This window comes from Siminovitchia sp. FSL W7-1587 (genome assembly GCF_037963795.1).
In the GTDB taxonomy this organism is placed as follows: Bacteria; Bacillota; Bacilli; order Bacillales; family Bacillaceae_C; genus Siminovitchia; species Siminovitchia thermophila.
In genome coordinates this window covers 1,518,877-1,534,379 of record NZ_CP150169.1, presented here as the reverse complement: position 1 = coordinate 1,534,379, position 15,503 = coordinate 1,518,877, and the positions used below count along the sequence as shown (strand labels likewise).

General features: G+C 40.1%; 15 protein-coding genes. 13 read left to right on the top strand and 2 right to left on the bottom strand.

Features of this window, described 5'->3' with window-relative positions:
• Positions 1–20: 20 nt before the first annotated feature.
• From NST31_RS07125 to ltaE, 13 genes are all read left to right on the top strand, one after another.
• Entirely contained in the window at positions 21–1,049 is a 1,029-nt protein-coding gene (locus tag NST31_RS07125) for a hypothetical protein (protein ID WP_077112807.1), read from the top strand.
• A 648-nt stretch (positions 1,050–1,697) separates the two neighbouring features.
• The gene (locus tag NST31_RS07120; protein WP_077112816.1) at positions 1,698–1,916 is read left to right on the top strand and encodes a helix-turn-helix transcriptional regulator; all 219 of its coding nucleotides are present in this window, start codon (positions 1,698–1,700) and stop codon (positions 1,914–1,916) included.
• Positions 1,916–2,218 (top strand): hypothetical protein, encoded by a 303-nt coding sequence (locus NST31_RS07115; protein ID WP_077112808.1) that lies wholly within the window; start codon positions 1,916–1,918, stop codon positions 2,216–2,218. The genes NST31_RS07120 and NST31_RS07115 overlap by 1 nt, the downstream gene beginning before the upstream one ends.
• Positions 2,219–2,507: 289 nt before the next feature.
• A complete protein-coding gene (locus NST31_RS07110) occupies positions 2,508–3,815 on the top strand; it encodes a serine hydrolase (RefSeq protein ID WP_339164752.1) in 1,308 nt (435 codons plus the stop codon).
• A 301-nt stretch (positions 3,816–4,116) separates the two neighbouring features.
• Positions 4,117–4,491 (top strand): GntR family transcriptional regulator, encoded by a 375-nt coding sequence (locus tag NST31_RS07105; protein WP_077109752.1) that lies wholly within the window; start codon positions 4,117–4,119, stop codon positions 4,489–4,491.
• A gap of 2 nt (positions 4,492–4,493) precedes the next feature.
• Entirely contained in the window at positions 4,494–5,354 is an 861-nt protein-coding gene (locus NST31_RS07100; RefSeq protein ID WP_077109751.1) for an ABC transporter ATP-binding protein, read from the top strand.
• The gene (locus NST31_RS07095; protein ID WP_339164750.1) at positions 5,355–5,969 is read left to right on the top strand and encodes an ABC-2 transporter permease; all 615 of its coding nucleotides are present in this window, start codon (positions 5,355–5,357) and stop codon (positions 5,967–5,969) included.
• Positions 5,970–7,036: 1,067 nt separating this feature from the next.
• Positions 7,037–8,311, top strand: coding sequence for an amino acid permease (locus NST31_RS07090; protein ID WP_339165497.1), 1,275 nt, complete (start codon positions 7,037–7,039; stop codon positions 8,309–8,311).
• Positions 8,312–8,498: 187 nt separating this feature from the next.
• On the top strand, positions 8,499–9,044 hold the full coding sequence (locus NST31_RS07085; RefSeq protein ID WP_339165495.1) for a bifunctional transcriptional activator/DNA repair enzyme AdaA: 546 nt from the start codon (positions 8,499–8,501) through the stop codon (positions 9,042–9,044).
• A gap of 935 nt (positions 9,045–9,979) precedes the next feature.
• Positions 9,980–10,381, top strand: coding sequence for an effector binding domain-containing protein (locus NST31_RS07080; protein ID WP_339164749.1), 402 nt, complete (start codon positions 9,980–9,982; stop codon positions 10,379–10,381).
• A gap of 388 nt (positions 10,382–10,769) precedes the next feature.
• Positions 10,770–11,384 (top strand): HAD family hydrolase, encoded by a 615-nt coding sequence (locus NST31_RS07075; protein ID WP_339164748.1) that lies wholly within the window; start codon positions 10,770–10,772, stop codon positions 11,382–11,384.
• Positions 11,385–11,442: 58 nt separating this feature from the next.
• A complete protein-coding gene (locus NST31_RS07070; protein WP_339164746.1) occupies positions 11,443–12,192 on the top strand; it encodes an alpha/beta hydrolase in 750 nt (249 codons plus the stop codon).
• A gap of 88 nt (positions 12,193–12,280) precedes the next feature.
• Positions 12,281–13,324, top strand: coding sequence for a low-specificity L-threonine aldolase (ltaE, locus tag NST31_RS07065; RefSeq protein WP_339164745.1), 1,044 nt, complete (start codon positions 12,281–12,283; stop codon positions 13,322–13,324).
• Between the two features lie 71 nt (positions 13,325–13,395).
• Here ltaE and NST31_RS07060 read toward each other — a convergent pair whose 3' ends face one another.
• Together NST31_RS07060 and NST31_RS07055 are read right to left on the bottom strand one after the other, a co-directional pair.
• The gene (locus NST31_RS07060) at positions 13,396–14,616 is read right to left on the bottom strand and encodes an ABC transporter permease (protein ID WP_339164743.1); all 1,221 of its coding nucleotides are present in this window, start codon (positions 14,614–14,616) and stop codon (positions 13,396–13,398) included.
• A gap of 53 nt (positions 14,617–14,669) precedes the next feature.
• Positions 14,670–15,251, bottom strand: coding sequence for a TetR/AcrR family transcriptional regulator (locus NST31_RS07055; protein ID WP_339164741.1), 582 nt, complete (start codon positions 15,249–15,251; stop codon positions 14,670–14,672).
• Positions 15,252–15,503: the final 252 nt, after the last annotated feature.

Genomic DNA, 15,503 nt, shown 5'->3' with positions numbered 1-15,503 from the left:
AGTTATGTAGGAAAATACCAATGATGCTAATCATCGTCATTCTGATTTCTACAATTCCTCTTACGACAAAGGCAAAACAGCCAGTACCTAATACAAACATGTTTGTTTTATCAAACGAAGGGCTTCCATTCATTCAAGACAAGCCATTGCACAATGGCACGGTACTGCAATCTTTTGCTTTTGATGATGAAAATAAGCATATCTATGTTGTGCAATTAATGGCTGGTGGTCAACAGCTCCCGGATGAAAATGAACCAGTCAGTGGGGCAATCAGGGCTAAAAATGGTGATGTAACACTGACGAAATTAGATCAAGAGGGCAATAAGTTAGGTCATATGTACCTAAAAGGATTCGGCCACGGAGTCCAAATTGGTGTAGAGGTTGAAAACGGGGTGACGTATTTATGGACTGAAACGGATGCAGTTACAGAAGGAAATGACGGTTGGGGAACACAGATTGCTAGATTTCCATTTGAGAACGGTACTATACGAACACCAGATTCTCCAGTCCTTGAAAAACATAAACTTATCGAAGGAGCTGACCGTACAACTGTCAACATTGATAAAACTCACGGTTTACTGACAATGCGATACAGATTGGATGGAAGTTTTCGATATGGTGTGTTTGATTTAGAGCAAGTGAAGAAAGGAAACTACCATCCTATTGCGGATGTTCCGCAACCTCCCGTTGGAACATTCCAAGGTTTTGCCTCATACGGAACATATTTGTATTTATTAGAAGGTAACGCCTATGGGGTCAACGGATCGGTTGCGCCTTACGGTAATACGTATGTAACAGCGGTCGATTTAAATTCTGGAAAGGCGGTAGCCAGACAATTGATTTCGGCGGGCAATGCAATGACATTTAGGGAACCTGAAGGTATGGCTATTAGAATCCCTGATCCAAAACAGCCTCATAAAGCTCAATTACATATTGGTTTTGCATCAAACGCCGCGCCAAATAGGTTGGCTAATATATATTATTTTGATCAACTCATGCCAATAAATAGTAACCACCACCGGTGTTCATTATTAAAGGAAAATCATTAATGTAGAAGAAATGATCGTATAATCTAGGTTGGGTAGGAGTGCGGTTCGGTACTAAAGCTAAGGATGGGTTTTCATGGATTCCTGTTTTGACTGAAATGAATCATTGTTGACAGCTGCGATATAAGTTACCGGCCAAAGTTTTCTAATATCGAGCACCTACCCATTGCTTTCCCAAACGGAAGGTTGGGGCTGTCTAAAAAGTCCAACTTAGAGTAAAGACGCTAAAACTTAAAACCCAAGAATGTTGATTTTACAGCATTCTTAGGTTTTATTTTTTTTGCTTTTCAAGCTCCCATATTATTTTTCGGACAGCCCCAGCCCCTTTTCCATTTAGCGCCTTCGTCGTTTTTATCAATTCATTTTCCATCAACTTGGCTATCCGTGAAAGATATGGCGGCTTTCACACGGTAGGATGAACGAGTGAAAAAATGCGGCAGCAAATGTATGTATGATTGCTTATCCATCCATTTTTCAATAAAAAATGATTCTTTAATAGTTCGCACAATCAATCTCTGATTCAACCCTCTTATTTGTTTTCAATGGTGAAATTGGTTTTGTGAAAAATATATTACTTTATGTATGAAATACTTTACTTATTGTAAAAAATATATTACTATCTAGGTGAAGGAGATGGTGTCGATGCCTTTGATGAATAGAAAAATAAAAAATCGTATAGTCATTCTTCGTGCTGAACGCAACTTATCACAAAAGGATGTGGCGGACGGCGTAGGAGTCAGTCGCCAAACAATTATTTCCTTAGAAAAAAATAGATACAATCCTTCATTAAAATTGGCATTTGATCTTGCCCTTTTTTTTGGTGTAGATGTGCATGACGTTTTTCAGTATGAATTGGAGGAGGATCATTAATGGAAATATTTTACACTAGTTTAAGGTTACTATATGTCATCATTTTCTTTGCAGCATTATTGATATCATTGCGTTTTGAATGGGGATCTGAAGGAAGCGACGAGAGGGGAAAAACAATCGCTAATCAATCATACAGTATTCTTTTTCCGATGTTGCCGCTTGGATGGCTCACCATTGAAATGGTCGATCAATTTATACAGCCTTTAAACTATGAAACTTACAAGCTGCTTATTTGGTTCTTAATGACGGGGCTCACCATCATACATGCTTTCAACATCATGATACTAAAAAGGAAATATTAAATAGAAACTTGAGACTCATCGGAGTGCGCCATTGTGAGCACTATTCGCCTTTAACAAGTAGTGCTGCATGATGGTATATTTTGACATGATTTGAAGATTTTGTAGGGGCGCTCCTCACCACTTTTATCCCGCATGTAAGGTGCCGTAAGCCTCCCACTTCAAAACGTGAGGATGATACCAAAGGTCTAAGTGTGATAAAACGGCACCTAAATGCCCGATTGGTTCAACTAACATTCAAGGAGAAAAGCATTCCTTGAATGAAGTTTCAATTTATAAGGAGGCTATTTTATTGAACATTTATGCGTGGATAGGACTGATGGGAATTCTTTTACTCTCCAGTGTTCCGCTGTTCAAAAAGTCACAACGATCAAAGGGGAATATCCTGCGATTTGCCGTCACAACGGTGATTGTATTGGGTGTCATCTTTTTTGTTGAAGTAATGGGTGTTTCTTTTATACTGGCGATTATCGCAGGCTGTATCCTTTTGATTTTATTGGATAAAAAAACATACACGAAAAAAAGAATGATGATTTACGCCTCTTTGACACTCATTATCATAACAGTCTTGTATTTTTTATTGAAACATAATCCCGAGTACACATTAAACCACCTGATGAAACATCCAGAAAGCTCTTCTTTATTTGTTGCGATGAATGATGAAGAAATGATTACGTATCAATCTGATATACCGCGGCCGCTGGCAAGTGTTGTAAAAATCATCGTCGCCATCGAGTACGCCTATCAAATTGAAAATGGCGATTTGCATAAAGACGCAACCGTTCCACTAGAAACAGTCAATCGTTATTATATAGAGAATACCGATGGCGGCGCCCATCAAAAATGGCTGGAACAAATGGAGGAAGCAGGTCAAATTGAGAATGATAAAGTGAAGCTGCGCGATATCGCAAAAGGAATGATTGCCTTTAGCTCCAATGCAAACACTGATTATCTGATTGATGTACTGGGCGTTGAAAGCATCAACAATCGCATCGACCAATTAGCGTTAAAAGACCATGACGATGTGTATCCTCTTGTAGGAGCATTGTTAGCATTAAATGAATATAAAAAGGAAAAAAAAGATACTGACTGGCAAAAAGAATTAAGAGAAATGTCTGATGAGAACTATAAAAAAGAGGCCCTTATACAAAGCGAAAAAATGAAGCATAAAAAGATAACAGTTGCAGGGGTAGACCTTTCTGTAAAAGAACAGCGTGTTTGGTCTGACCGCATGCCAAAAGCCTCTCCAGCCACATACGGAAGACTGCTTCATATGATCTCCAGAGAAGGCTTCCCTTCAGAAATATCCCATACATTACGAGACCTGATGGAATGGCCAATGGAAATGATCCCGGAAAATAAAGAACATTATCGCTACATTGGAGCAAAAGGAGGCTCGACTGCCTTTATTTATAATCAAGCGATGTATTTTGAGGATCTTTCTGGCAATCAAATGGAATTTGTGCTGTTCATGGATGACTTATCATTATGGGAGTTAATGATGCTGCAATTTCATTCTAATTCTTTTATTGTAGAAATGGTGAATAATAAACAGTTTCGAAAAAAAGTCCAATCCACACTGCAAGCTTACGCAAAATAAGCGTTGAGCAATTTAACTGTGCTAATTCTTGTCAGCTTGGCGATTTTGGTATCCATCGTCATGGAGCAGGATTCAATTTAATTCTTTACTCGGCTTGTGGAAAAAGCAATTGTTTTCCACAAGCTTTTTTCGTTTGAAAATCTTCCGGAAGAAGAGTGAGCGGCCTTTAGGTTCCTAGTCGCATTTATTATCTGGTTATTAAAATAATTACGAATAAAAATCTTTCCATTGTCATGAGTGTTCATCTTGTGTATATTGTATATATAGTGTATATACAATATTTGATTAGAGGGTACCCAATATGCAAATTATCATATCCAATAGTTCTAAGGCACCCATTTATGAGCAAATTGCCAACCAAATAAAAAAGCTTATTTTAACCTCCCAATTAAAGGAGGGTGAGCCTCTGCCTTCCATGAGGCAGCTGGCAAAGGATTTACAAATAAGTGTCATTACGACGAAAAGGGCTTATGAGGAATTGGAGAAAAATGGCTTTATTTACTCGATTGTAGGAAAAGGCTCGTATGTGGCAGAACAAAACGTAGAAATCATTCATGAAAAGAAGCTGAAGGTCATGGAAGAAAAGCTGGTGGATGCGATTCAGAATGCCAAAGAAATGGGCATAAGCCTATCAGAGCTTAAAGAAATGCTGACGCTATTATATGAGGTGGATTGAGAATGGAAAACGTCATCGAACTGCGAAATGTAGAAAAAACGTTCAAGGGTTTTCAATTGCAAAATTTTTCCTTGGATGTAAAAAAAGGTTATGTTACTGGAATGATAGGCCCTAATGGGGCGGGGAAATCAACTACGATTAAATTGATCATGAATTTAATAAAAGCAGACCGCGGGACGATCAAGGTCTTTGGCATGGATTATGAAAAAAATGCAAAAAATATCAAAGAAAAAATTGGCTTTGTCTGTGATGAAAATGTGTTTTATGAAGATTCAACTTTAAAAGCGATGAAAAATATTATACGTCCTGCATATACACAATGGGATGAGAGTCAGTTTAACTACTATGTTGAATTATTCGAACTTCCGCTAAAGAAAAAAGTAAAGACTTTTTCTAAAGGAATGAAGATGAAAGCTTCGCTGGCCATGGCTCTATCCCATCATCCAGAATTGTTAATCATGGATGAACCAACATCTGGACTTGATCCTGTATTTAGAAGGGAATTGTTAGAAATTCTTCGCGAGTTAATGCTTACAGGAGACAAAACGATTTTGTTTTCAACGCATATTACAACAGATTTAGATCGGATTGCGGATTATATTACCTTTATACATGGCGGAAGGCATATTTTCACAAAGGAAATGTATCAAATTGAAGAACAGTATGCCATCGTAAAAGGCAGCCTTGATTTGCTGGATGCCGATACTGAGAAAGAATTTATTTCAATCAGAAAAACCGAAAGCGGCTTTGAGGCATTGACAGAACATAAAGAACGGGTGATGAACATATTTGGGGAAGAAGCCATAATAGAAAAACCAACGTTAGAAGACATCATGTATTATACAAATAAAGGAGAGGTCTAGATGTTGGATTTGATTAAAAAAGATGTTCGAATTCAGAAGAACTATTTTATTTTTTATTTAGCCCTTATTGGTTTTTTTGTATGGGAAAATATCCCAAATGCCACGATTGTTGTTGCGATGAGTTTAGCTTTTATAATGAATACCTTGTATTATGACATGAAGGATCAGGTGAATATTTTATTAAACTCTTTGCCTTACACGCGAAAAGAAATTGTCAGCTCAAAGTATGTCGGTACAGTTCTTTATACAACAGGCGTAGTGCTGTTGGTTTATATGGGACATTTACTCATTAATGGAAATATCTCCGCATTTTCATTGGAAAATATCTTGCTTGGCTTTGGATTGGTGATGTTGATTACGTCATTTAGCATACCGTGCTCTTATATATTTAAACCGCAGCATGTACTGATGGGCGGCATGATTTTAATGGCTATTTATTTACTTACCTTTAAATTAATTTCTGAATTTTTTCAGGAGTCATTTCGGACTTTTATCAACTGGTTGATGAAAACTCCTGATGTACAGCTTTATTTGATGGGCGGCATCTTCGTTCTTATCTTGTTCGGGTTATCTTGGTTACTTTCCATTAGAATTTATGAAAGAAAAGCCTTTTAGGTGACTGAAACCGAAGAGTGGAAGAAACAGCTTTCGCTCTTCGGTTTCTTTTTCGATGGTTGAATAGCATGAAAGTATTTCTCGATTGCGGAACGAGTAACAAATGGGAAAAAAGAGATTATTTTTGCCGATTGCCGAATCTTTATCCCGCATGTAAGGTGCCATATACACTACATCAAGTCTTGAGTAGATACAAAAGGTCGAAGTGGGAGAAAACGGCAAAATGCCCGATTCGTTCAACTAATATTCAGTAGGAGGTGGAAGGAAACGCCTACTGGATGAAACTTCACTTTATTTGGTGAAGAATGAGTGAACGAAGAGGAAATAGGGAGTATGTCAAGGTTCATGATAGTAAGAATCATTCTACTTGTGGTAGCAGAAGCTTTTACACATATTTTTTCTGAATTCGGCTTTTTAAAGAAAGTCTTGGCGCTCCTTGCACTACACCATCAGAATGAAAAGCAGGACGTGCTGTTGCCGATCTCAGTTTTAGCTAAACGCAAAGCGAGAAGTTGGGACATGCTACTTCCGGGTTTTCCCCGTATGCGATAGCAAAACGTTCTATCAGTATAAATTCTAGCGACATTCGAATACCGTTTTTCTGAAGAGGTTTTTCCATGGCAAGGAACCTCTTTTTTTCATGCTCTGCCTTGGATTTTCACTTCTGTTCCGGTTTTCTAACCTGGGCTACAAAGCAGAATTAGAATGCAAGAAAAGAGAAGAATATGAAGTGTAAGGCTGGTAAGGTAGTTTTATCCCGCATATAAGGTGCCATATACGCCACATTAAGACCTGATTTGATACAAAGGTTTAAGTGGGAGAAAAACGGCACCTACATATCCGATTGGTTCAACTAACATTCAGTAGGAGATGGAAGAAAACGCCTACTGAATGAAGTTTCACTTTATCCCGCATGTAAGGTGCCGTAAGCCTCCCACATCAAAATCTTGAGTGAATACAAAAGATCTAAGTGTGAGAAAACGGCACCTAAAAGCCCGATTGGTTCAACTAACATTCAGTAGGAGCCCTACTGAATGAAGTTTCACTTTATGAAAGAGGTGTGGCCAGTGGAAAAACGATCGATTGGGTTATATGAAGGTGTCGCATTGTATATTGCCGCGATTCTTGGTTCGGGTGTCCTTTTTTTATCCGGTGTAACGGCTTCGATAGCAGGCCCGGCATCTATACTGTCTTGGTCCATTGTGGTGATGATCAGCTTTCCGCTTGCTTATTCATTTGCCTGTCTGGCTCGTGAATATCCCGACGCTGGAGGAGCAGCCACATTTGTTCGGCGTTCCTTTGGTGATCACTTAGGCAATGTGGTTGGCTGGTTATATTTTGTCACTGCCGCGGTTGGCCAAACGGTTGTCTCGATGTCTGGTGCTTTTTACATCAGCCTTGCTTTTGGGCTGGACGATTTTGAAAGGGCAGGGATGGCGATCATCATCTTGCTGATTGCAGGGATAGCCAATTATCATGGTGTTGTGGTAAGCGGTAAAGTTGCGCTGGTGATCAGCGCCTGTCTGCTTTTTTTATTACTTTTTACAGTGCTTGTCTCATTAGTCCATATCGAATGGGGAAATTTCACGCCCTTCGTTTCTAATGGCTGGTATTCTATTGGGAAAGCAGTAACCGTTATTTTTTGGTCATTTTTTGGATGGGAAGCTATTTGCAACCTCGCTCATCATTTTAAAAAGCCGGAAAAAAATATTGTTCAAAGCACGATTGTCAGCGCCGTAATCATAAGCATATTGTTCCTGGCATTAAGCTTTGTTACAATCGGCACCGGAACATACGGAAATATAGACAGCAATTTATCGCCAATTGGCGTGATGATGGGAGAAACAATTGGAGTGGGAGCTCAAATAGTGACGGCCATTTTAGCCCTCATTATATGTATTGGAACGTCTAATGCATTTGTAGCCAGTTTGGCCCAACTCGGATATTCGTTGGGAAGAGATGGGGCTTTTCCCAAAAAGCTCGCCGTTTTACATGGAACAAAACAAATTCCCAGACGCATGGTGATATTTGTCGTTGCCTTTGCAATAGTGGGAGTTGTTACGACAGAGTTCTATTCAATGTCTTTCAATGATATTCTGTTTATACCGACCTCCTTGGGTGTATTTGTATATATTCTTTCAATGGCGGCAGGTGTTAAGCTGTTCGCTAATCGCACATTTCCTTGGTGGTGCTCGCTCCTATCACTTATTCTGTGTATATTAGTACTGCCGTTTTTTCAATTGTATTTGACAGCCCCATTCATCGTCATTGTGTTGTATGCGGGCTATATGACACTACAGAAAAAGGTTTGGCCTTCCACTGGCGAGCATTTCCATGATTAGAAATGAAGCATTCACTAGCAGTAAGCCTGATGATTAAGAAACCGAGGTAAAAGGTGAAGTTTAGTTGGTGTTCAACACCCGGTAAAAGCTTGATGGGGCTCAACAAACAATCAGTGGAGTATTGAGTTTCACTTGATAAAAGGGGAGGTTGCTGATGGCAGCGGAAACTGCATTTTCAACGGCATTCATGTGGGAAGCGGTTGTTACGTGTAATCAACAATATGATGGCAAGTTTTTTTATGCCGTGAAAACAACAGGCATATTTTGTCGGCCTTCTTGTAAATCCAAGACCCCGAATTACAAAAATATTTGTTTTTTCAAAACGGCCAAAGATGCCTTGCAACAAGGGTTTCGGCCGTGTAAACGATGCAAGCCCGAATTGCACGTTGACATGTATGATCCTCAATTAGAAGTGGTGGAACAAGCAAAAAACTATTTGGAAGATCACTACCATGAAAAAATTTTACTACGCACTTTAGCAGGAGAAATTGGAGTAAGCCCGTACCATTTAAATCGGATTTTCAAAGAGAAAACGGGTTTTACTCCTCATATGTACCTGGAACATATGAGAATTGAAAAGGCGAAGAATTTACTCTTGTCTACGGCTTACAGCAGCACTGAAATTTGCTTTCAAGTAGGGTACCAAAGTTTTTCCAGCTTTTACAGGCAGTTCAAAAAAATATCCGGATGTTCACCAAAACAATTTAGAGCGGAAAAGGGATGGAAATTGTGACTTTGCTAAGTGGACTATCCTTGTCACGTTTCTTTTTCTACGGATATGCGGCTCCCGAGATCCTCAAATAGAACGCTGAAAATAGGATAATATAAAAGAGTAGTTTCAACCAGAAGGCTTTCTATATGTATCCAAACTAATGAAGTTTCGTGGATTCAAATAGATCACTGTAATAGATTTTTATATGACTAAACGAGTCGCACTCTATAATTGTGCGTGGATTGAAGTCACGAGAAAACCCAGATGAATGCTCGTCAATGACAAGTCGCACTAAAGATATCACCATAGTAAGGGTTTTGAGAAAAAAGTGAAACACTTGAGGTGACCACTAACGTTCCTATGATTGTCTTCTCTTTTATCCCGCATGTAAGGTGCCATATAACCACTTCAAGACCTGAGTTGATACAAAAGGTGTAAAACGGCACCTAAATGCCCGATTAGTTCAACTAACATTCAAGGAGAAAAGCATTCCTTGAATGAAGTTTCACTTTATCCCGCATGTAAGGTGCCATATAACCACTTCAAGACCTGAGTTGATACAAAAGGTGTAAAACGGCACCTAAATGCCCGATTGGTTCAACTAACATTCAAGGAGAAAAGCATTCCTTGAATGAAGTTTCACTTTATCTCGCATGTAAGGTGCCGTAAGGCTCCCACTTCAAAATCTTAAGTGAATACAAAAGGTCTAAGTGTGAGAAAACGGCACCTAAATGCCCGATTGGTTCAACTAACATTCAGTAGGAGATGGAAGAAAACTCCTACTGAATGAAGTTTCACTTTATTTTGAACTCCCCCTTGGTTTTATCCAAAATCCCATCTAAAACGGCATAAAAATGCCCGAGAATCTCTAAATAGATGAAACTTATTTCGAAGTCAGGACGTAACTACTATAGTCTATACTTGAAGTGAAAGAACGAATGATAGGGAGGATCAAAATGAAATTATATGTAGTCGACAGCATTAGGACGAATAATTTTCATGACGGCCAATTCATTGGAAAAATCACAACGATGTGGGAGGAAGCTTATCGCCATCTGGGACAACATCAAGATGACATATTTGGGGTTTATTATGATTATGAATCAGATTACAAAGGCGATTATTCATTAAGCGTTGCCATTGAAGATCGTTTTGGTGAGACATGTATTGAAATACCGAAAAGCGAAAATTATAAAATTTTTAAAGTGGATGCCAGTGATGAGCAAGGTGTCGTAAAGACTTGGGGAAAGATATGGGAGCAAGAAGAAGCGGGATTATTGGCGAGAGCTTACTCCCATGATTTTGAAAAATACTTACCAAATGGAGACATTGAAATTCATATCGCGGTTCAATCATAAAGGATAAAAAAACTCATTTTGAATGTTCTCCCTTCACAATAAAACAGGCCCAGCGGCCTGTTTTCGTTTCATTCAATGATGATCGTCTTGCCTCGGATCGACTGCTGCAAAAACTTTTCAATACTCTTGGATACTTCCGTCGTTTTATTCCAACAGGTGAAACAGAAATCCATTCTCAGAAATCTTTTTTTGTTTTTTTATTGTTTCATTTGATCGATCTTTTTTTCAGCGGCTTTGCCTTTTTAAAGTAATAAGGTCAACACGATGTCCGATTTTGTCTTGAGTGGCTATAACATTTTCTCTCCAGGATGAATGTTTATGTTTACGCCACGGGTGGCAGGCCCTATGGTATCTTTAAAATAGAGCTTGTTTTAAAGGAGGAAGAAGGGTGGACAGTATTATATTTGATTTGGACGGGACGTTATGGGATTCGCGGGAAAATGTCGCTAAAGTCTGGAATCAAGTTCTTAAACAATATTCCGATGCAAGAGGAACGATTACAAAAGATGATTTAAAGAAGACGATGGGCTTGCAAATCCAAGATATTGCAAAGGTGCTATTTGATTATTTGGATGAAGAACGTCAATTGGCCTTAATCCGGGAGTGCTCCCAAGTTGAAAATCAATACTTGTTGGAAAACGGCGGAACGTTATATCCGAGGTTGGAAGAGGTATTACAAGAGCTCTCCCAAAAATATCCATTGTTTATTGTGAGCAATTGTCAGGAAGGGTACATTGAATCATTTTTTGCATTTCATCGTCTTGAAAAATATTTTGTAGACTTTGAGAACCCGGGGAGAACCGGACTGACGAAAGGGCAAAATATCGAGCTTATTATGGAGCGAAATCATTTGTCTTCTCCCATTTATGTTGGTGATACCCAGGGAGACCGTGACGCCGCAGCTTATGCAGGCATTCCTTTTGTTTACGCTGCATACGGGTTTGGAACAGTAGAACAATATGATGCTAGGATTGAGCGGTTCGAAGATTTGCTTCAGCTTTGAGAGTGGACTGTTACGGTGATATGGCCATCATGATTTTGTTGAAACAGGAGGTGAAGAAGTGGCGTTGTACTACAAGGAATATGGAATGGACAAGTCTCCCTTAATGGTTTTTATTCACGGCGGCGGGGTCAGCGGCTGGATGTGGGACAAGCAAGTGAACCACTTCTCTACTAATTTTCATTGTCTCGTTCCCGATTTGCCTGAGCATGGACACAGTAAGGGCAATTCCTTATTCACGATACATTCAAGTGCGGAAAGAATCATAGATTTGATTGAGGAAAAAGGCAAAGGAAAACCAGTGATTGCAATCGGTTTTTCTTTAGGGGCCCAAGTGCTCATTGCTATGCTTGGGATGAAGCCGGATGTGGCTGATTACGCAATGATCAACAGCGCTTTAGTGAAACCGATCCCCTTTTCGAGAGTAATGGCAAAAATGTTGGCTTTCAGCCATCCGTTAATAAAAAATAAGACGTTTTCCAACATTCAAGCCAAATCTATGTACATACCTGAATCCTATTTCGATATTTACTATGAAGAAAGTTGTCAAATGAGTAAAGATACTTTCATGAGAGTCATGGAAGAGAACATGTCTTTTACGATCCCCAATAACTTTGAAAACGCGACCGGCCACATTTTGGCAACGGTTGGCGAGAAAGAGAAAAAAATCATGAAACAGTCTATGAGTGCGATTGTGGACAGTCATCCGAACTGCGAAGGCATGGTCATTCCCGGAATGGGCCATGGTTTCTCTTTAGCCGATCCAGAAGGGTTTCATCAATTGGTAGAAAACTGGTTGAACGAGCATTAATCATATCTCACCATTTCTTTTTCCGTTCATGTATACATAGGAATGTATTGGAATCAATAATGGGGCATATTTGAAAGGAGCTCTGCCAATGCCAATAGATTTAAGGAGTGATACAGTCACATTACCCACTCAGAAGATGCGCGATGCGATGCGGGATGCTGAAGTGGGAGATGATGTATATGGCGAGGACCCGACGATTCAGCAATTGGAGCGGTTAGCTGCCGAGATGGTGGGGAAAGAGGCTGCGTTGTTTGTCACGAGCGGAACACAAGGAAATCAGGTGGCTGTTTTATCACATACACAACGTGGAGATGAGATCATTTTAGAGGAAAACTCCCATATTTTCTATTATGAGACAGCTGGGATTTCGACAATTGCCGGTGTTCAGGCGAGGACGATTAAAGGGGTGAATGGACAAATGCCCGTTCCTGATATCGTTGCGGCAATACGGGAAGATGATGTCCATTGTCCGAGAACCGCTTTGATTTGCCTGGAAAACACGCATGCTGATTCGGGCGGGCGAATTTTGCCCTTGCATTATATGGAAGAAGTGTACCAAGTTTCCAGAAAGCATGATATTCCTGTCCATTTGGATGGCGCGAGATTATGTAACGCAGCCATTGGCCTTGGTGTTGACCTTAAAGAAATAACAACATATACAGATAGTGTTCAATTTTGCTTATCTAAGGGATTAAGCGCACCAATGGGCTCCATTTTAGCAGGGTCTAAAGAATTGATTGAAAGGGCGAGAAAGTGGCGGAAAATGCTGGGCGGCGGAACCCGCCAAGCAGAGATTGTCGGGGCTGCCGGCATTGTGGCGCTTGAAGAAATGATTGACCGCCTAAAAGACGACCATCGTCACGCGAAAAAGCTTGCTGAAGGATTGGCGCGTATTGCCGGAATTGACATTGACGCGAACGGTGTTGAAAGTAATATAATGATGTTTTCTGTTGCTGGTTTAGGGATGGGTGCGGAAGAATTTATAAAGCGATTAAACAGGTTTGATGTTTTAGCCAACCGCTTGGGGCCATACAGAATTAGATTTGTGACACATAGAGGGATCACGGGTGAAGATATTGACAGGACTATTGAAGTGGTCAAGCAGATAGCCGGCAGTAATCATTCAAGCTAATGACGAGAGGCTGATCATCAAATCAGTGGAAACTGAGTGGATGATCAGTCTTTTTCGTCAATACATGAATATTACTTTACCACCGATGTACCTTGCGGTAAGACCTTTTCCTTTTCCTTTTCCTTGCTGGAATCTCGCCAAACTGCAACCGCCCCGATGGCTAATAGGAAAGTAATGCCTGTAATCAGCAATAAATACCATATATTTTCCTTAAGTATGCTGCTGTTTCCACCAAAGACAATGGCGTAATAACCGTCTGCCCCATATGTGGCCGGCAGGAAAGGCGCCAGGGCATGATAACCTTTCGCCAACAGTTCCCTCGAAACCAATACACCGGACGTGACAAGTTGAAGGGAGAGGGCCAAAATGTTGAACACCATGCCGAGATTGCCGAAGAGAAAGACAAATACTTGAGCGAACGTTAGGAAGGACAAAAACATAATGGCTTGAAAAAGATAGATCATTCCAAACGGTTCCTGGCTTGTAACGGCAAATAACTTCATGAGACTGATGGTCAAAAACGGCAGCAGGAAGGCGACCCCCACATTAATCAACTGTCTGGCAAAGAACAGTCTCCATTTTGAATAGGCGGATCGAATGGTTGTGGCGGCTTCATGAATTTGCATAATCATAACCATGGCACCGGCAAAGGAAGAAATGATTACCATGAGTGGGACAAGGTTGGCTGAAAATTCTTCAGCGGCATTTGTTTTCTTGATGACTCCCTCAACCGGTTCTGGATCAATGGATGCAATGGCAGATTGCACCGCTTCCTCAATGGCTTGTGCAACCGGCTGTTCCAAAGGCATCTCCTGCAACTTCTGCTCAAACATCGCCGTCCCTGCAGCTTTCTGAAGTAAGAACACTTTTTCGTTAAGCTCATGATTCACTTGCTTTGCAACTTGCTCCATCATCGTTTTGCTGGATGTTGCGTTTGCCTGGTTGATCCAGTAATAAATGGAAGGGCGTTCTTCCGATTTTAAAGAAGATGTGAAATTTGCTGGTATGTGAATAATCATTTCTATTTTCCGCTCATCCATTTCACGGGAAGCTTTTTTGAAAGTACTGTATTGCTTTACTTGGAAGGGGAGAGTTTGCCCAAGTTCCTTCGCTATGTCCATTTCATTCGTTTGGTCTTCATTCACAACTCCGATTGACAGATGATCTGTCCGATCCTGCACTCCTTTATAAGCGGTCAACCATACGGAGAAAAAGATGAGCTGAAACATGATGGCCGCCATGATGCCCATATAAGTAGTCCTTACCTTAAAAAATGCTTTTAATTCTTTCATGAAAATTCCTCCTTGTGTGTAAGTGCTTGCTTGCATGTAGGTCAAAATTTTTTCTAGGGGGTGATTCCCCTAGAAAAAATAAACACACTCGTTTTCAGCAGTTGGTGAATATCCAAGTCGGTGATCTTTGGGCCCAACCGGATATAGGAGATGAAATGGCCAAAATTGATGGCAATGAAGGATAAGGATACTTCTTCTACATTGATATCCAACAGTTTCCCTCTTTTTTTCATTTCTTCGAAATACCCCATTAACTGCTCTTTCAAAAAGCGGGGAACATTTGCAAGTTCTTCACCAATTTCTGGAAATGTCCCCACTTCTTTGATGGCGATCAGAACTAAGTCCTTAATGGGTAACATAGATTGAAAGTATTTGTTTGCAAAATGAAATAAATCTGTTTCCAATTCATATATGACATCCGTTTCAATTGTTTTTTGCAAAACCGGGCCATAAGAGAGTTTGTCAATGATCGCTTTTAAAATGGCGCGTTTATTTCCGTAATGGCGGAAGATTGTTACTTCATTGACACCAGCAAGCTCAGCTATCGAGCGGGTTGTGGCAGCGGCATATCCTTTTTCGCTGATCAACCGGATAGCGGCATCAAGAATGCGGTCAGATGTCGACTGTGAAGGCAAATAGGTCAACTCCTTGATAAATGCAAGTGATTACTTGCATGGTAGCATGGATATAATAAAAAGGCAACAGTGTTTCATTCCGATTGTTACAAAAGAATCCGCGGAAACTTGCTGCAATATAGAGTTCATGCATTACGCAAAACAAGGTGTGTAAAGGCTTGTCGCCCGTTGAATCAAAACATACGTGAACCACAGTATGGATACGGAGGTAATATTTGTAACACGATTGAAACAATAATGCAAGGTGATTGT